Here is a 16,550-nt window from a genome sequence, read left to right on the forward strand (position 1 = left end):
GTTATTCTGCCGTTTTTATAGCGTCTTTATATCTGCACTTCGTTTATTTACCGCATTTTTACAAGCAGACCTTTAGCATTCATACATACATTTTCCTTCTGGAAGGATGATTGCAATGAGTCTGCTCTATGGTTCGATGGTCAATACACGTCGTGAAGACGTTCCCCATGCTGCACCAGTGCGTTTTATGCTGGTTTCGCGCTTTAGCGCCAATTCGGCGGGGGCTGCTCCTGAACTAAGGCCGGTTTTGCAAAAGTTATGCTGCTTTATCGTGGCAAAGTTGCGCCAGTTATGATGATGCCGCGCTTACTTTTAACTGCTCTCTTATTAGCCAGCGTTGCAAGCTATGCCGCTGAGCCCGCTGCCTGTAAAACGGTGCGTTTTTCTGATGTGGGCTGGACGGATGTTACGGCAACGACTGCGCTCACCAGCGAGATGCTTGCCGCGCTGGGCTATCAGTCTGAAATTAAAATGCTCTCTGTGCCCGTTACCTTTCACGCGATGCAGACGCAGGATATCGACGTTTTTCTGGGCAATTGGATGCCCACAATGAAAAACGACATCGATCCTTATTTAAAAAATGGCAGTGTAGAAGTGCTGCGCACCAATCTGACCGGCGCTAAATACACCCTAGCTGTGCCCGAATATGTATATCAGGCCGGGGTGCGCCGCTTTAGTGATATAGCTAAGTTTTCTGATCGCTTTGCCAAACGAATTTATGGCATTGAAGCGGGCAACGATGGCAATCGCCTGATCAGCAGCATGATTAAAGATAAAGCCTTTGGTTTGCAGGATTTCAAATTGGTGGAATCCAGCGAAGCGGGCATGCTTACCCAGGTTAAACGCGCCGTTCTGAAGCAGCAATGGGTGGTGTTTTTGGGCTGGGAGCCACACCCGATGAACCGCAATTTAAAGCTGCGCTATCTGGAAGGAGGCGATGCATACTTCGGGCCTAATCTGGGCGGCGCGACCGTGCATACCACCACCCGCTCTGCTTACGCAAAGCAATGCCCTAATGTTGGCCGTCTGCTGAAAAATATCTCATTCAGCACCGAAATTGAAAACAAGCTGATGGGGCAGATTCTGGATCAGAAGCAGGACGCGAAAGTAGCGGCCCGTCAGTGGCTGAGCCAAAACCCGGCCATCTGGACGCCCTGGTTAAGCGGGGTAAATAGTTTTAACGGCCAGCCTGCTGTGCCGGTATTAAAAGCCTGGTTGAATCAATCTGCCGTGGTGTCGGATGCTCGCTAGGATGATTGTGTATTTAAGGGATCAATCCACCGCTGCTGCCGGGAAAAAGACAGTTCCTGGCAGCTCATCTGCCGATGATGTGGGAGAGCCTCGTGGATAAATTGCCAATAGGTCAGTGGGTGGCAGCCGGCGTGTCCCGGCTGACCGAGCCCGCAGCAGGTGGTGTGGCCTTTTTTAGTGATGGTCTTGAAAGTGCGGTGCAGGCGCTGACCCGTGTGCTGGTCGCTTGCCCGCCACTCTTATTGTTGTTTATTGCCACTTTTTTGATTTATCGATTACGACGAAGTTGGGGCTTTACGCTGTTTTCAGCATTGGCCCTGATTCTGATCGACAATCTGGCTTATCGAGAGGCCACTTTGCAAACGCTGGTGCAAGTTGCTCTGGCTACTGCAATCTGCATGTTAATTGGTGTGCCCTTAGGCATTGCAGCGGCGCACCGGCCCTGGGTTTACCGGGTGCTGCACCCTCTGCTGGATTTAATGCAGACCATCCCTACCTTTGTGTATCTGATTCCTACCTTAATGTTATTTGGCCTGGGCATCGTGCCTGCGATGGTCTCTACCATTATTTTTGCCCTGCCTGCCCCTGTGCGGCTAACTTATCTGGGTTTGCGTGATATTCCTCCTCCCCTGTTAGAAGCCGCTAAGGCCTTTGGCTATTCTCCTTTAGCCCGGCTGTGGCGGGTGGAGCTGCCCGCTGCCATGCCCGGTATTGCCGCTGGCTTAACGCAGTGCATTATGTTATCGCTCTCTATGGTGGTGATTGCGGCCTTAGTGGGGGCAGAAGGATTGGGCCAGCCTGTTGTTCGTGCCTTAAATACCGCCGATATGGCCCTGGGTTTTGAGGCGGGTTTAGCGATTGTTTTACTGGCGATCATGCTCGATCGCCTCTGTCAGTCCAATTCTTTATCAAGAGAAAAACGATGAGCGCCATTTGTTTTGACCATGTCGATGAAGTATTCGGCCAGCAGCCTGAAGCCGCTTTCCCGCTGATTGATCAGGCGCTGTCGCGCGATGATATTTTTGACCGCACCGGTCAGTTAGTTGCAGTGCGTGATGCCTGTCTGCGGGTAGAAGAGGGCGAAATGTGTGTGCTGATGGGCTTGTCTGGCTCAGGAAAATCCAGCCTGCTCAGGGCGATTAATGGTTTAAATCCAATCAGCCGCGGCCAGCTGACCGTGCGCTGTGCCGGGGCAGAAGTAGATATGGCTAATTGCCCGGCCAGGCAGCTGCGGGAGGTGCGTACCCGTGGCATTGCCATGGTGTTTCAAAACTTTGCGCTGATGCCCTGGCTGAATGTGGAAGAAAACGTAGCCTTTGGCTTGCATGCTTTGCAACTGAGCGCCAAAGAAAGCAAGCGCCGTGTGGATACCGTGCTGGAGCAGGTAGGGCTGGGGCGCAGGCGTTATGCGCTGCCTGCCGAGCTGTCTGGCGGCATGCAGCAAAGGGTAGGATTAGCACGGGCGCTGGCAGTGGATAGCGATATTTTACTGATGGACGAGCCCTTTTCGGCGCTTGATCCGCTGATTCGTAATCAGCTGCAGGATGAATTACTCAGCTTGCAAAAAACACTGCGTAAAACCATTGTTTTTGTCAGCCATGATATGGACGAAGCATTAAAGCTGGGCTCGCACATTGCCATCCTGCGTGATGGGCAGATTGTGCAAAATGGCACACCGCAAGAGATTATGTTTCAGCCGGCTGATGATTATGTCCGCCAGTTTGTAAAACATAGTAATCCGCTGAATGTGCTGTCTGCCGCCAGCCTGATGCGGCCCGGCCATTTTCCTGGCCTGGAGCAGATCATGTCTGGCGCACAGAATGCACGCTCTGCGGTGCAATACTGGCATGCACCAGAGCCTTTATCCTTATTGCGTGCCAAACCTACCGTGGTGGATGCGGATATCCGCTTGCGCGAGGCCTTTGCGGTTTATGCCCAGACTGGCTGCGAGCTGATTCTGGCGCAAGATGGCAAGCTGGTAGGCTGCTTATCTGGGGCACAAATGTCGCGGGCGATTCTGGGGCAGGCTGCTTAGGGGGGCAGATCACCCTGTTCCGGAGGCAGGCTCTGGCAGATTTAAAAATCTTCAATCAGCGGCCCGATAGAAAGAATCGCCAGAATCAGCGCCAGGAATATGGTTGAGCTAAAGCCAAGATGGCTGAAGCCGAAGGCACCCAGCAGCGCGCCACAAAAAAACGCCATGACCAGGCTGGCTTGCACTTTTAAATGGGTACGGTCGCAAAGCACCTTGATATGTTCTGGCGTGCTTGGATTGCGGTTCCAGTAAATCAAACGCCCAAGCTCGATGCTGATATCGGTGATTAAACCGGTCAGGTGGGTGGTGCGAATCACGGCTTTAGAAATCTTGGTAATGATGGCGTTTTGCAGGCCCATAATAAAACACAGCAGCAGCATAGTCAGCGAAACAAGGCCAGGGGAGTGGGAATCAAGCTGCCCGCCCAGCAGGCCAAAGCACAGCAGAAGCAAAGCTTCCAGCATCAGAGGTTCGGCATATAAGCTGCGGCTGCCACGGCGGCGCGCCCAGTTTATCAGCAGGGTAGAGGTGATGGCCCCCGCCATAAACATCAGCAAGCTGGCCACTGCAGCAATGATCAGCCTGGAATTACCCAGTACCCAGTTATCGACCAGTCCCGATAAAATCCCCGTCATATGCGATGTGTACTGACCTACTGCCAAAAAGCCCCCTGCATTGGTTGCGCCCGCCACAAAACAAAGGGTAATCCCAAGGTGCAGATTATTGCGATCGGTGCGCTCTGGCGCGGTAAGGGTGCGAAGGTATTGAAGGGGCATGTCGGCTTATATTTAAATGCTTTCGGTGCTGCAATTGTACTCGCCTTCATGCTTCTGCCATGTTGCCAACATTACCCTTGCATGCCTTTGCGGGTCCCTTGAGAGACCGGTAGGATTTGCGGCTAAAATAAATTTATAGTTTATTTTGTTATATATAAGTTATTTAATAGTTCTTCTTTGTGTGAATAATGCTTGTTAGACTTCAGACAGATCAAGACATTCAGCTTTAGCCCCACTCTCTATCTAAGGAATTAAAATGAAAAAAACTCTGGTTCTTAGCGCTCTGGCGGCTTTATTGGCAACTGGTTTTGCACAAGCTGCAGAAAAACTCACTATTGCTGCAACGGCTGTGCCTCATGCAGAAATCCTTGAATTGGTAAAACCACAATTGGCCAAAGAAGGCGTGGATTTGCAGATCAAAGTATTTACCGATTATGTGCAGCCTAATCTGCAAGTCGATCAAAAAAATATTGATGCCAATTACTTTCAGACCAAGCCTTATTTAGATAACTTTAATAAAGGTAAGGGCACGCATTTGGTGATTGTAGCGGGTGTGCACGTAGAGCCATTTGGCGCTTATTCACGCAAATATAAATCATTAAAAGATTTACCAAACGGCGCAACCGTTGCTATTCCTAATGAAGGCAGCAATAGTGGCCGCGCTTTATTACTGCTGCAAAAAGCAGGTTTATTAAAATTGAAAGACCCGACAAATGCTTTGTCTACACCTAAAGACATCAGCGAAAATCCAAAGCAATTGAAGTTTAAAGAGCTGGATGCAGCAATGCTGGCACGCGTATTGGATCAGGTTGATTTAGCGCTGATCAATACTAATTACGCATTGGAAGCCAAGCTTAATCCGGTTAAAGATTCATTAGCCCTGGAAGACCGCAGCTCGCCTTATGTGAATTACCTGGTTGCCCGCCCGGATAATAAAGACAGCGCCGCAATTAAAAAACTGGCCGCAGCTTTAACCAGCCAGCAAGTTAAAACCTTTATCGAAGGCAAATACGCAGGCGCGGTGGTTCCAGCGTTTTAATTGTGTGCAGGCCTGCGTAATTCAATATTTTTATCACTTGCGCATGTTGGGTTACGCTGATTATCACCGCTAAAACTGCGATGATAATCAGCTAACCCAACCTACATTTATATACGCAGACATACCTGCGGCTTTAATTCCCTATCCGCTTTGCTCCGTGTAACTCTGGGGCCGAAGTGTTCTCTGTGGTTCAATATTTGGGTTTTCGTGCACGCCTGAGTCGTTATCTATTAACTTAATTTAAAATGCGCCACGGCCAAATCCATGCGGCTGGCGAGATCTCTTAATGAATGCGCGGTATGGGCTGATTCTTCAACGGCGCGGCTGTTTTCCACGCTCATTTGTGCAATGCGGTCTACATTACCTGCCACGCTATTGGCCATGCTGGTCTGGGTTTTAAGTGCCTGGCTGATTTCCATGACCACATTCATCACTTTCAGCGATCCTTCGCGGATTTTCCTGATGGCGTCCCCTGCCTGATTGGCGAGTACCATCCCTTTTTCTACTTCAATTACGCCCTGGCTCATGTTTTGGACGGCGTTGCTGGTGCCGGTTTGGATTTTTTCTATCATTTTGCCAATTTCAAAAGTGCTGGCGGTGGTGCGCTCGGCCAATTTACGCACTTCATCGGCCACCACGGCAAAGCCCCGGCCTGTGTCGCCAGCTCTGGCAGCTTCGATGGCGGCGTTTAGTGCCAGCAAATTAGTCTGATCGGCAATTTCTTTGATGACATTGGCGATGCCGGCAATTTGCTGAGAGTATTCATTCAGCTCGGCCACGCTATCAGAGGCAATGCGTACCGTAGAGGCTATCGCCTGAATACCCGCCACTGTTTGCTGGATTACCTCGCCGCCTTCATGGGAAACACGGCCTGATTCGGTAGAGGTGAGCTGGGCGTCCCGCGCATTATTGGCAACAAGATTAATACTTACGGTCAGCTCTTGCACGGCAGAAGCCATGCTGGCTGCAGCTTCGCTTTGCTCTTTGGCTCCGCCTGAAACTTGCTCCGAGCTGCTGCTGATTTGCTCCGCGCCCCGCAATAGATGGTCGGCGCTTTCTTTCGTATCCATAAATAGCTTGAGTAATTGCTCCTGCATTTTTTCAAAGGCATTGAGCAGATCGCCAATTTCATCGTTGCGGGCATGCGGAATATGGCCGCTGAAATCGCCATTGGCTAATCTTTCGATATGGCGAATGGCAATTAAAAGCGGCTGTTTTAACCAGCGGGATAAAGCCAGATGCAGCGAAACAGAGAGCAATAAGGCACCGGCAATGCAGGCAATCAGAATGAGATCATGCGTCCATCTGGCATCGGCCAAAACTTCTTTTTGGCTTTGCGTGCTGACAATCAGCCAGTTGGGGTCATTTAGTCTTGCAAAAGATGCCTCTCTGGCTTCGCCTTTGTCGCTATAAACTATTTGCCCTTCCCCTTGTTTGAGCATGGTCTGGATATAGCTTTGGGCATCAGGGTCTTTTAGCAGATCCTTATTGGCCATGGTGGGGTGGACCAGCGCTTTGCCTAGGTTTTTACCCGCGTCAATAATCAGCAAATAGCCACTTTCTCCCAGCTTAATGGCGGCGATTTTCTTTTTTAAATCGGCCATGCCCAGCGAGAAATCAAAGCCAATAAACAGGCTGCCAACGATTTCACCCTGCTTGTTTTTGATGGGGCGGTAAACGGTCATATAGTCATGGCCAAAAAGATTGGCTACACCTACATAGGGCTTGCCACTGAGTAAGCCAAGCCGGGCAGGATGGGCATCACCAAGTAAGGTGCCTGTTGAGCGTGTGCCGTCAGCTTTGGTGAGCGAAGTGGCCAGACGGCGAAAATCCTGTCCTTCCCTGATAAAAATTGTGGCTACAGAGCCGGTGATTTGGGTAAAGCGGTCTGCCTGCTCATTGCCATCGAGTATGATTTTGCCATCGTTGAGCAGCTTACCCTCATGAAGATCCCAATCCGGGCTGAAATTGCTGGCCCACACAGCATTAAGGCTGGAAGCCGATCGATCCAGATTGGCACGGTAGGCTGCTAAAAGATCAACAACAGATTGATTGGTGGTGTGCAGACTGGCTCTGGCCGTATGCGTAAGACGCTGTTCCAGCCCGCTGGATAATCCCCAGAACAGACCCCCAAACAGAATAATCAGCAGAGCCAACAGCACTAAATTAAGGCGGACGATCAGAGAATCGTGGCGGATAAGCGTCATGGCAGAGGCACCTTCACATCACTAAGTAAGATTTATTTAGGAAAACTCCGTAATAAATTACTTAATGCTTTGAATTTTTGATTGAATAACATGTAATTTCATTCGTAAAAATTACAGTTATCGTTATCATTCAAAAAGAAGTGCACTGCAACAAAGATAAGGCTGAGTTCGGTATAAGCGGTTGACGAGCCGAAGGACGGCTTGGGCCGACGCACTTACAGCAAATTACGATAGCCGTTAATCAAAACGAGGCCCGCAAACCAGAGGTAAAGCAGGGCGGACAGCAGCAGGCAGCCTTGGGTAAAGCGCTGGCCAAATAGCTTGGCGCCGTGGGTGGCGCTGTAAACCATCAGTAAAGTCCAGGCCATACCCCCTGCAAAAAATCCAGAAAGAAACCGAGCCGTAGAGAGCATGCTGCCATCAGTGGCTTGAGCAATCAGGCTACCACCCACGGCGGCAAACCAGAGGATGGATGAGGGAGAGGCCATTGCGAGCATCATGCCTCTGGCAAACATTCCGCGGCGGCCTGCATGTGGCAGGGTTGTGCTTTCTATTTGCTTAGCATCCTGCCATGCCTGGCGTGCCATTTTTACTGCGAGGTAAAGTAAGACCGAGCCACCACCAAGCCAAGTGAGCCATCTTACTGCCGTAAACTGCAGTAAAACGCTCATCCCTAAGAGGGAAACAATCGCCCAAACCATATCACCAAAACACGAGCCAAAGCCCATCCACAGCGCGGGTCGGGGTCCGTGTTTCAGGCTGGTATCGATCAGGGCGACGTTGACAATGCCCAGATCCAGGCAAAGTGAAATAGAAAGTAAAAAACCGGTGATGAATACATCCATTTTAAGGCTCTGTCAGTGCTTGCTTGGGGCAGGGGCGAATACGGCAGGACGGGCAGTTTAACAGTTTGAGATAAGGGCTTGAATGGACGTATTACCTTTAGTCCGCAGAAATCTATTGAGCTTGGGGTGCGGTGGCAACTATGGGCTGATACAAAAAGCCAGGCCTTAAACCACTTTGACTCGAAGCAGATGGAGACAAACATAAAAAACCAGGTTTTTCTGTCTGTGAAACTTCGTGTTCTATGTGGTTCAAGGTTTGGGCTTTGCTGCGCAGTACCGCTTAAGATTTCCAAAAGACCCGGGTAAACAAAATCAGCAGTGAAAAGACTTCCAGCCGCCCAAGCAGCATGGCGAAATTACAAATCCAGATTTGAATATCGCTGAGCACGCCGTAATTGGATGCAGGGCCAACCACGCCAAGGCCGGGGCCCGCGTTGTTGATGCAGGCAATAATGGCGGTAAAGCTGGAAAGAAAATCCAGACCAGAGAGCAGGAGTAAAAAGGTGAGTACAAAAATACTCATTGCGTATAGAAAAATAAATCCCATCACAGCAAAAATAATCTGATGGGGGATGGCCATACCATTTACGCGCAGCGGATGAACGGCGTTTGGATGCAGTAAGCTGGACATTTGCCGGCCGGATTCACGCATCATAATCAGTGTTCGGATCATTTTAACCCCGCCGCCTGTAGAGCCGGAGCAGGCGGTGATGCAGGATAAAAACAGCATCAGCAGCGGTACAAAAATAGGCCACATGCCAAAATCCACACTGGCAAAGCCCGAATCGGTGGCAATGGAGACCAGATTAAAGGCCACATGCCTGAGCGAAGTAAAAAAATCGCCATAGGTTTTTTGAACTACTAAATAGGCAGCGCAGCCAAGGGTGCTGATCAGAATCAGCAAAATCATGGCTTTAAATTCAGAGTCTTTTAAATAGGCAGAGAGTTTTCGCCCTGAAAGTGCTACATAGTGCGTGGCAAAATTAGTGGCTGCCAGCAGCATAAATACAATCAGTATGGCTTCGATCATGGGCGAATTAAAATAGCCGACGCTGGCATCGTGTGTAGAAAACCCACCCAGGCACATTGCGGCAAAAGCGTGGCAAACCGCATCCAGCCAGCTCATTCCGCCCGCAAATTTAAGCAGCAAAGTGCAGGCCAGCGTAAGCCCCGCATAGACTATCCATAAATTACGTGCGGTTTCTCTGATTCGGGGAGTGAGCTTGGCATCTTTGATGGGGCCAGGTGTTTCGGCCTTAAAAAGCTGCATTCCCCCTACGCCCAGCATGGGCAGAATAGCGACTGCCAGCACGATAATTCCCATGCCGCCCAGCCAGTTAAGCAAATGCCGCCATAAATTAATTGAAGGGGGGAGTTGATCCAGCCCCGTTAATACGGTTGCCCCTGTGGTGGTGAGCGCTGACATGGTTTCAAAGTAGGCATGGGTAAAAGAGAGAGAGGGGTTAAACAGCAGCAGCGGCAAGGCAGAAACCGCGGGCAGTACCGTCCACAGGCCAACCACCAGAACAAAGCCATCTCTTGCTTTCATTTCCCGCTTATAGCCATGGGTCAGCACAGCCAAAGCCACACTAAAAAGCAACAGGAAGGTCAGCGAGGTGATAAAGGGGGCCAGCCCTTCATCATTGCCAAACCATGCCACCGCAATCGGCAGCAAAATCCACAGCGAAAACATGCCCGATACCCGGGCCAGAATATTCACTGTGGGGAAAATGCGTTGGACGAGTGACATTAGAAAAACCCCATTTTTACGGCGAAGAGTTTTTCTACTTCTCTGATATGCGCCTTGTTATCAACAAATAAAATGACGTGATCTTCCGCTTCAATCATGGTGTCACCATGGGCAATCAGTACTTTTTCTCCGCGCACGATGGCTGCTAAATCAGCGCCGGATGGTAATTTAATATCGTCCAGCTTTTTGCCAATCACCCGCGAGGTGGCAGCGGTGCCATGCACGATAAGCTCCATGGCTTCGGCAGCACCCCGGCGCAGGCTGTGCACAGCAACCACATCGCCGCTTCTGACGTGTGCAAGCAGGGAGCCGATGGTGGCAATGGCCGGAGAGATGGCCACATCGATTTTCCCGCCCTGCAGTAAATCCACATAGCGTGAGCGGTTAATAATGGCGATGGTTTTTCTTGCGCCCATTTGCTTGGCTAAGAGGCTGGACATGATGTTGTCTTCATCATCCGAGGTGAGGGCAAAATAGAGATCACAGCGCTCAATCTGCTCGCTTTCCAGCAGTGCTTCATCGGTTGCATCGCCCCTGAGTACCAGCGTTTTGGGCAGCGCTTCGGCCAGCCAGCTGGCACGCTCGCGATTGGCTTCAATAATTTTAACCTGGTAGTCTTTTTCTAAGGCCTGTGCCAGCCTGAAGCCCACATTGCCACCTCCGGAGAGGGTAATGCGTTTGATTGGGGTTTCTGTACCGCGCATTTCCTTGATGACATCCCGGATATGCTCGCTTGCAGCAAGGAAAAACACCTCGTCCCCCACTTGCAAAATCGTATTGCCATCAGGGTGAATACGATGGCCTTTGCGGTATATAGAAACCACCCTGCGATCAATCCCAGGCAGCAGGCGATTCAGAGCAGCCAGATCCTGGCCATCCATATGTGCGCCAGCCTCAACTCTGGTGGCAACCAGCTGGGCTTTGCCGTCGGCAAAATCCAGCACCTGCAGTGCCTCGGGGTTTTCTACAAGGCTGACTAAATAATCAGTCACAATCTGCGCCGGGGTAATCACATGATCGATTGCAAAGTTGCTCTCGATAAATAACTCCGGGTGGGCCAGCAAATCAGGGTCACGAATACGTGCCAGCCGGGTAGGGATATTGAATAGCTCATAGGCAATTTTGCACGCCACCATATTGAGCTCATCCAGTGGCGTAACCGCAAGCAGCAGATCTGCATCTGCGGCTCCGGCAGCAGCAAGTACCGCCGGGCTGGCTGCGTGGCCTACCACAGTACGAAGGTCCAGCCGGTCTGCCAGTGGTTTTAAGCTTTCCGGGTTTTCATCCACAATGGTGACGTTGTAGCGTTCGTGAACAAGCTGTTCAGCAACAGAGGCACCCACACGGCCGGCACCCAGGATCAAAATATTAGACACAGTGTTTTTCCATCTGATGAGCAAAATATGCAGACGTCAGCTTAAAACAGATAAGGCTGGCTTAAAAAAGCAGTCTGAACAATGCACGCGGCCAGAATACTTGCAAAGCCTTCGGGGGAAAGAGCTTGCTTTGATTGTTATATCTTAGCAAGTGAAAAAATATTGATCGTGCCGGATTGATGGCAGCAGGCTTGCTAGCGATTTTGGGGGTCAGAGCGGGCGTTGCAGTGAATGCTGATGCCGGGTATACGCAAAATGATGCGTGGCTGCAGCATCTGCATCTAGGTTGATATGGGCTTCAGACAGCGCGCGGTGAATTTTGCAGAGTAAATGCGGGTTTGCCAGATCTGTTGCGAGGCTTAAAGCCTGATCTAGCTGTATTCGTGCATGATCCCAGCGCTCCTCAGCCAGATCACACAGGCCCAGCCCCAGTAAGCTGTTGGCTTTATGCCACGGGTTATCTTGTAACAGGCTGATTTTTAAAGCGATATTAAGCTGCGATCTGGCGTTTTCCAGATCGCCTTGCTTTAAAAGCAATAAACCACTGATGCGGTAAATTTCGGTTTCGTGATCTAAATGGCGCACTGACAGCGACATATCTTTCGCGCTTTGCAGCATGGTCTTTGCTTCATCGAGGCGCTCAAGGCTGTAAAGATCAACGGCAATATTGATATACACCTGAGAGCGCAAGACCGGATCATGGCTGGCGTGCAAAAAATCAAAAGCCTTGTAGTGGCATTGCAGTGCTGCTGCGTATTCTTCAAAGCCAAAATGCACTTGTCCAAGCCCGATCTGGGCCTGAATAAACGTGGTGAAGTTATTGTTCTGAAGCGCAAGCTCTGCGCACCCGGCCCAGATTCGGGCCGCTTCTGTTGTTTCACCCAAATCAAGATAGCTGCGGCCAAGCTGTTCGAGCAGCAGTGCTTTTTCGTTTGATGCTGGCTGAGCCAGCGTTAAAGCATGGCTGAGGGTGGCTAGTGCATTCTGATGCTTGCCAAGCATCAGCTGCGCTTTACCCCGCACGAGGCCTGCCAGTACTTCCCCTTTGATATAACCCGTTGCCTGCGCCTGTAATAGCGCATGTCCTGCCAGCTGCAGACCTTCATTGGCCTGCGTGGCAAGGATTTCATCTGCGCTGGCAATTAAGCGATCAATATCTGAGGGAAGCGCTTTGGGCCTTGCCAGCATTATTCTTCCTCGGTACTGCGCTGTTTTTTAGGCACAGCAATACCCAGCTGCTTGAGCTTACGGTAAAGATGAGTGCGTTCCAGGCCCACTTTTTCTGCCACACGGCTCATATTGCCGTTTGATAAATCAATTTGCCGCTCGATATAGAGCTTTTCAAACTGATCACGCGCTTCACGCAGTGGCAGGCTCAGATCAATATTGGGCAGGCCCGATACATGCTGGCTGTGACTTTCAGCGCTGATGCTGCCATTTGGAGCAAACTGAGACAAAAGACGCGCCAGTGGTGCGCTGTCAATTTCGCCATCGCGGCTGGTAATGGCGACGCTTTTAACCACATTGGCTAATTCATCCAGATTACCGGCCCATACCTGGCGCGATAGCAGCTGCAAGGCCAGCGGGCTGAAGTAGCGGGGGCCCAGCTTATGCACGCTGATTGCATCAGCAAGCAGTTTTTCAGCCAGCTGAGGAATATCTTCGCGATGCTCTGCCAAAGAAGGAATGGCGATGCTCAGCTGGGAAATATAATTTAATAATTCAGGCTCCAGCTGGCCAGCCAGAACACTTAATGGCTTGCTTGATGCACACACAAGGCGCACACGCTGTTTTTCCAGCTTAGGCAAAATGCTTTTCAGGCCCAGCTGAGCACGGCGATCCAGCCAGGCTAAATCACGCAAGAATAAAATACCGCCCGTAGCTTTATTAAGCAGCTCTTGCGGCGCCTGAGCCAAATCTTCATTGGAGGGCGGCGAAACAAAAGGCGCATTGGGCAAATTCAGAAAACGGGCGCAGTGCTCAAATCCTACCCCAGGTAAGCCCAGCAGTAAGACCGGGCCCGGCCTGCCACGCAACGGGCTGAGGGTGGATTGCAATTCCTGGATGGCACTGCCCGCGCCTAAACGCTCTAAAGTCGGGGCGCGTACAGATGTCTCGCTGGGCAGCGACAGGGCGCGCTTGACCGTAGCCAATAGTTTTTGCAAACCAATGGGTTTTTCGAGGAAATCAAGCGCTCCGATGCGGGTGGCTTCTACTGCCGTATCGATGGTGGCGTGGCCGGACATCATCACCACAGGCATGGTGAGCTGACCATTACGCGACCATTCTTTCAGCAGAGTAATACCATCCGTATCCGGCATCCAGATATCAAGTAGCACCAGACGTGGCTGGGATTGATTTCTGATTTTACGGGCGGCTTCTGCATTTTCGGCCAGCACAATGCCATAGCCTTCGTCTTGCAGAATTTCCGATAATAATTCGCGAATGCCGACTTCATCGTCGACGATCAAAATATCCTGACTAGCCAATTGCTTCCTCCGCGAGGGGCAGCTCGATTCTTACCCAAGCGCCGCCTTCATCCCTGTTGCCGGCCTGTATTCGGCCCTGATGTTCTTCGATTATTTTTTTTACGATAGCTAAACCTAAGCCTGTCCCTTTGATTTTAGTGGTGACATAGGGCTCAAAAATCCGAGACAAAAGTTCATTTGGAAATCCACTGCCACTGTCTGTAACGGTTAGGCTTGCAAAGCGTTCATTTTTTTCCATCTTAAGGTAAATCCGCTTGGGATTTTCGGAATTTTCCAGCCCTGTGATGGCGTCCTGAGCATTTTGCAAGAGGTTATGGATCACCTGGCGCAGCTGGGTAGCGTCGCCAAGCACGATTAAAGGCTCCTCGCTGACCTGATTTAAAATCAGCGGAGAGGCTTCGTACAGCACTAAAATTTCAGTCAGCAGCTGCTGTAAATCCAGCGGCTTTTTCTTGCCGCTGGGCTGGCGTGCATAATCTCTGAACGCATCAACCATGTCTTTTAATGCACCCACCTGCCGCACAATCGTCTGGGTGTTTCTTGCCAGAAGCTCTGCACTGGCTTTATCCAGCTTATCTGCCAGCTTATGCTCCATCCGTTCTGCCGCTAATTGGATCGGCGTGAGCGGATTTTTAATTTCATGCGCTAAACGTCTGGCAACTTCCCCCCATGCTGCATCACGCTGAGCAGATAGTAAATCGGTGACATCATCAAATACCACTACAAAACCGGTGTGGCTGTCATCTTGCGGATCCAGTAAATGCGTGCCCCGGATATGCAAAACGCGCTTTGTATTAGCAAGTTCTAACTGATGCTGCCAACGGTCTTGCTCAGATAGTAATCTATCTGCGATCTGAGCACAAAAGGGTGTAAGTGCCGGATAGAATAAATGCCAGTTAGAAAGAGGCTCTGAGCCGATTCTTTCCGGGTCTATCCCCAGTATTCTTAAGGCGCTCTGGTTGGATGAGCGCAATTGCCATGCGTTATCAAAAGATAATACGCCTGCAGAGAGAGAACCCAAAATAGCGCCCAGATGTGCCCGCCCTGCAGCTTGCTCGGCCTGGTGCATTTCGAGCGTGCTGCGCGCCTCTGACAGCTGCCTTGTCATACGGTTAAACGAATGCGTGAGTATCCCCAGCTCATCCCTGCTGATTACCGGCTGCATTTGTGAGTAGTCGCCAGCAGCAACGGCACGGGTGCCTTCGGCCAGCACCGAGAGCGGAGCTGCAAGGCGGTCTGATAAGTAAATGGCCAGGGCCAGTGCGCCCAGCAGGGCCATTAACAGGGCAAGCGTCAGCGTCAGGCTGTAAATCAGTTTCAGCCCGCGCCTTGATTGCGATAATTGTTTGTAATCGTTGCGTACTTTTTCAACCAACTCGGCATCGGCAGCAAGCTGCTTAGGTACGGGCTGAACCAGCTGCAACAACCGTGTTTTTTCACCAAAATTGCTGGCGCGTACCGGCACAAGCACCCGCATGGACAACCCCTGATCATTGAGTGGCTCAATGATTTTAAAGGGCGTGCGCATGGCCTGGCGCAGCTGGATGCGATCGGGCTGGATGGGGAAAAGGCTGGCGTTCTCGCCGCCGATATGGGCAAGCGTCTGGCCTGATTCGTTAAAGAGAGATAATTCCTGCACGCCTGTTTGCTCGCGCAGACGGCCCAGCCTCAGCAGCATCCCGGAGCTGCTGTCTTCGCTGATATCGAGCGCAATCACGCTGGCTTTTCTGGCCAGATCGCTCAACTGATAATCGATGGCGTTATGCCCCAGGTTCAGGCCACGATCCAGAGCATGATCGACACGCACATCAAACCAGTTTTCAATACTGCGGTTTAAAAACTGCACCGACAGTGTGTAAACCAGCGTGCCGGGCAGTACGGCAACAAGGGCAAACATCAGCACCATTCTCAGCGTAAGCCTTGAGCCAAATACTTTGGCCCGCACTTTTTTAACCAAGCTGATTAAGCGAATGCTGACTAAAACCAGCAGGCCGCCCAGCAGCAGCAAGTTCAGCACCAGCAGCAGGGTGTAATACTCGGCAAAGGCCGAAGTGTTACCACTGGCGGTGGCCAGTAAGAAAATCAGAATTGCGCCCAGAGAGGCAAAAAACAGCAGCTTAGGTTTACTCATTACTGACGGCGTCTTCGGTGCGTACTTTGGCCAGATCGACCCAGGGCGATTCTAATTGCCACTCTTCGTGGCCAAAGGCGGTGAGCTGATAGGTTTTGGGCAGGCGGGAGCGATCAAGCTTTAAACGTACTTTGCCCGCAAAATCAGGATTGCGGTCGCGGGCAATATTGCTGTCGGTGAGCACACCCCAGTTACGCACGATGCCCAAGGCGGCTAATGCATCATTTACATTGGGAAAATTGCGGTAAAAGCTGCCAATATGCAGGCGGTATTGCCGCGACAGCGAATGATAAGAAAGCTGGTAACTCAGCATGGCATTGGGGCCAAAGCCATCTGAAAGCTGGCGGTACCATGAGTAAATCCGGGGGCGGGTCAGTTGAAACTCATACACAAAGGTCAGCGACAAGCCATTTTTGAGTGCTTCCTGTAAATCATTAGAAAGCGATACATCAAAGCGGGCAGCAATCTCAACGCGATTATCCGCAAAGCTTGCCTCGGCCTTTTGCGCCTTAATATCACCGGCATCGGCCCAAACCCATGCGCAAAGCAGGCTGGCTATGCAAAACAAAGCCAGCTTGATAAGACGAGGCTGGCTTTGTGCATGGCGGGTCGTCATGCTGGATTTCAGCATGAGGATAATCGCAATTCGCG

At 50.9% G+C, this 16,550-nt stretch carries 14 protein-coding genes; 5 read left to right on the forward strand and 9 right to left on the reverse strand.

Annotation, left to right across the window (positions count from 1 at the left end; genetic code table 11):
* Positions 1–115 precede the first annotated feature (115 nt).
* The 4 genes from CSQ88_RS22690 to CSQ88_RS03430 all read left to right on the forward strand — a co-directional run bounded on the left by CSQ88_RS22690 (position 116) and on the right by CSQ88_RS03430 (position 3,286).
* Complete coding sequence (locus tag CSQ88_RS22690) at positions 116–295, forward strand: hypothetical protein (RefSeq protein ID WP_143449400.1); 180 nt, start codon at positions 116–118, stop codon at positions 293–295.
* The gene (locus tag CSQ88_RS03420; RefSeq protein ID WP_218962986.1) at positions 259–1,251 is read left to right on the forward strand and encodes a choline ABC transporter substrate-binding protein; all 993 of its coding nucleotides are present in this window, start codon (positions 259–261) and stop codon (positions 1,249–1,251) included. Before CSQ88_RS22690 ends, CSQ88_RS03420 begins: the two co-directional genes overlap by 37 nt.
* A gap of 92 nt (positions 1,252–1,343) precedes the next feature.
* The gene (locus tag CSQ88_RS03425; protein WP_218962987.1) at positions 1,344–2,177 is read left to right on the forward strand and encodes a proline/glycine betaine ABC transporter permease; all 834 of its coding nucleotides are present in this window, start codon (positions 1,344–1,346) and stop codon (positions 2,175–2,177) included.
* Positions 2,174–3,286 carry a glycine betaine/L-proline ABC transporter ATP-binding protein gene (locus CSQ88_RS03430; protein ID WP_099396699.1) on the forward strand — a complete coding sequence of 371 codons (1,113 nt, stop codon included), beginning with the start codon at positions 2,174–2,176 and terminating at the stop codon, positions 3,284–3,286. Before CSQ88_RS03425 ends, CSQ88_RS03430 begins: the two co-directional genes overlap by 4 nt.
* A 41-nt stretch (positions 3,287–3,327) precedes the next feature.
* On the opposite strand, the gene CSQ88_RS03435 is transcribed toward CSQ88_RS03430, so the two are convergent.
* Complete coding sequence (locus tag CSQ88_RS03435) at positions 3,328–4,062, reverse strand: YoaK family protein (protein ID WP_099396700.1); 735 nt, start codon at positions 4,060–4,062, stop codon at positions 3,328–3,330.
* Between the two features lie 256 nt (positions 4,063–4,318).
* Between CSQ88_RS03435 and CSQ88_RS03440 the strand changes: the two genes are divergently transcribed.
* A complete protein-coding gene (locus tag CSQ88_RS03440; protein WP_099396701.1) occupies positions 4,319–5,101 on the forward strand; it encodes a MetQ/NlpA family ABC transporter substrate-binding protein in 783 nt (260 codons plus the stop codon).
* 230 nt (positions 5,102–5,331) lie between these two features.
* On the opposite strand, the gene CSQ88_RS22895 is transcribed toward CSQ88_RS03440, so the two are convergent.
* From CSQ88_RS22895 to CSQ88_RS03480, 8 genes are all read right to left on the reverse strand, one after another.
* Entirely contained in the window at positions 5,332–7,308 is a 1,977-nt protein-coding gene (locus tag CSQ88_RS22895; RefSeq protein WP_099396702.1) for a methyl-accepting chemotaxis protein, read from the reverse strand.
* 215 nt (positions 7,309–7,523) lie between these two features.
* Positions 7,524–8,153 carry a LysE family translocator gene (locus CSQ88_RS03450; protein ID WP_099396703.1) on the reverse strand — a complete coding sequence of 210 codons (630 nt, stop codon included), beginning with the start codon at positions 8,151–8,153 and terminating at the stop codon, positions 7,524–7,526.
* Positions 8,154–8,433: 280 nt separating this feature from the next.
* Positions 8,434–9,903, reverse strand: coding sequence for a TrkH family potassium uptake protein (locus CSQ88_RS03455; protein ID WP_180273511.1), 1,470 nt, complete (start codon positions 9,901–9,903; stop codon positions 8,434–8,436).
* Positions 9,903–11,270: a Trk system potassium transporter TrkA gene (gene trkA, locus CSQ88_RS03460; RefSeq protein ID WP_306475234.1), complete on the reverse strand. Its 1,368-nt coding sequence runs from the start codon at positions 11,268–11,270 to the stop codon at positions 9,903–9,905. The genes CSQ88_RS03455 and trkA overlap by 1 nt, the downstream gene beginning before the upstream one ends.
* Before the next feature lie 219 nt (positions 11,271–11,489).
* Positions 11,490–12,467: a hypothetical protein gene (locus CSQ88_RS03465; protein WP_099396705.1), complete on the reverse strand. Its 978-nt coding sequence runs from the start codon at positions 12,465–12,467 to the stop codon at positions 11,490–11,492.
* Positions 12,467–13,768 carry a sigma-54 dependent transcriptional regulator gene (locus CSQ88_RS03470; protein WP_099396706.1) on the reverse strand — a complete coding sequence of 434 codons (1,302 nt, stop codon included), beginning with the start codon at positions 13,766–13,768 and terminating at the stop codon, positions 12,467–12,469. The genes CSQ88_RS03465 and CSQ88_RS03470 overlap by 1 nt, the downstream gene beginning before the upstream one ends.
* Positions 13,761–15,899 carry an ATP-binding protein gene (locus CSQ88_RS03475; protein ID WP_099396707.1) on the reverse strand — a complete coding sequence of 713 codons (2,139 nt, stop codon included), beginning with the start codon at positions 15,897–15,899 and terminating at the stop codon, positions 13,761–13,763. Before CSQ88_RS03475 ends, CSQ88_RS03470 begins: the two co-directional genes overlap by 8 nt.
* On the reverse strand, positions 15,892–16,530 hold the full coding sequence (locus CSQ88_RS03480; protein ID WP_099396708.1) for a DUF4390 domain-containing protein: 639 nt from the start codon (positions 16,528–16,530) through the stop codon (positions 15,892–15,894). The genes CSQ88_RS03475 and CSQ88_RS03480 overlap by 8 nt, the downstream gene beginning before the upstream one ends.
* Between the last annotated feature and the right edge of the window lie 20 nt (positions 16,531–16,550).

Source organism: Iodobacter sp. BJB302 (assembly GCF_002735645.1).
Taxonomy (GTDB): domain Bacteria; phylum Pseudomonadota; class Gammaproteobacteria; order Burkholderiales; family Chitinibacteraceae; genus Iodobacter.

What these genes read in the sequence shown, in the direction of transcription:
- CSQ88_RS22690 (WP_143449400.1), top strand. Translation starts at nt 116, where the DNA reads ATGAGTCTGCTCTATGGTTCGATGGTCAATACACGTCGTGAAGACGTT.
- CSQ88_RS03420 (WP_218962986.1), top strand. Translation starts at nt 259, where the DNA reads ATGCTGCTTTATCGTGGCAAAGTTGCGCCAGTTATGATGATGCCGCGC.
- CSQ88_RS03430 (WP_099396699.1), top strand. Translation starts at nt 2,174, where the DNA reads ATGAGCGCCATTTGTTTTGACCATGTCGATGAAGTATTCGGCCAGCAG.
- CSQ88_RS03435 (WP_099396700.1), bottom strand. Translation starts at nt 4,062, where the DNA reads ATGCCCCTTCAATACCTTCGCACCCTTACCGCGCCAGAGCGCACCGAT.
- CSQ88_RS03440 (WP_099396701.1), top strand. Translation starts at nt 4,319, where the DNA reads ATGAAAAAAACTCTGGTTCTTAGCGCTCTGGCGGCTTTATTGGCAACT.
- CSQ88_RS22895 (WP_099396702.1), bottom strand. Translation starts at nt 7,308, where the DNA reads ATGACGCTTATCCGCCACGATTCTCTGATCGTCCGCCTTAATTTAGTG.
- CSQ88_RS03450 (WP_099396703.1), bottom strand. Translation starts at nt 8,153, where the DNA reads ATGGATGTATTCATCACCGGTTTTTTACTTTCTATTTCACTTTGCCTG.
- CSQ88_RS03455 (WP_180273511.1), bottom strand. Translation starts at nt 9,903, where the DNA reads ATGTCACTCGTCCAACGCATTTTCCCCACAGTGAATATTCTGGCCCGG.
- CSQ88_RS03465 (WP_099396705.1), bottom strand. Translation starts at nt 12,467, where the DNA reads ATGCTGGCAAGGCCCAAAGCGCTTCCCTCAGATATTGATCGCTTAATT.
- CSQ88_RS03475 (WP_099396707.1), bottom strand. Translation starts at nt 15,899, where the DNA reads ATGAGTAAACCTAAGCTGCTGTTTTTTGCCTCTCTGGGCGCAATTCTG.
- CSQ88_RS03480 (WP_099396708.1), bottom strand. Translation starts at nt 16,530, where the DNA reads ATGCTGAAATCCAGCATGACGACCCGCCATGCACAAAGCCAGCCTCGT.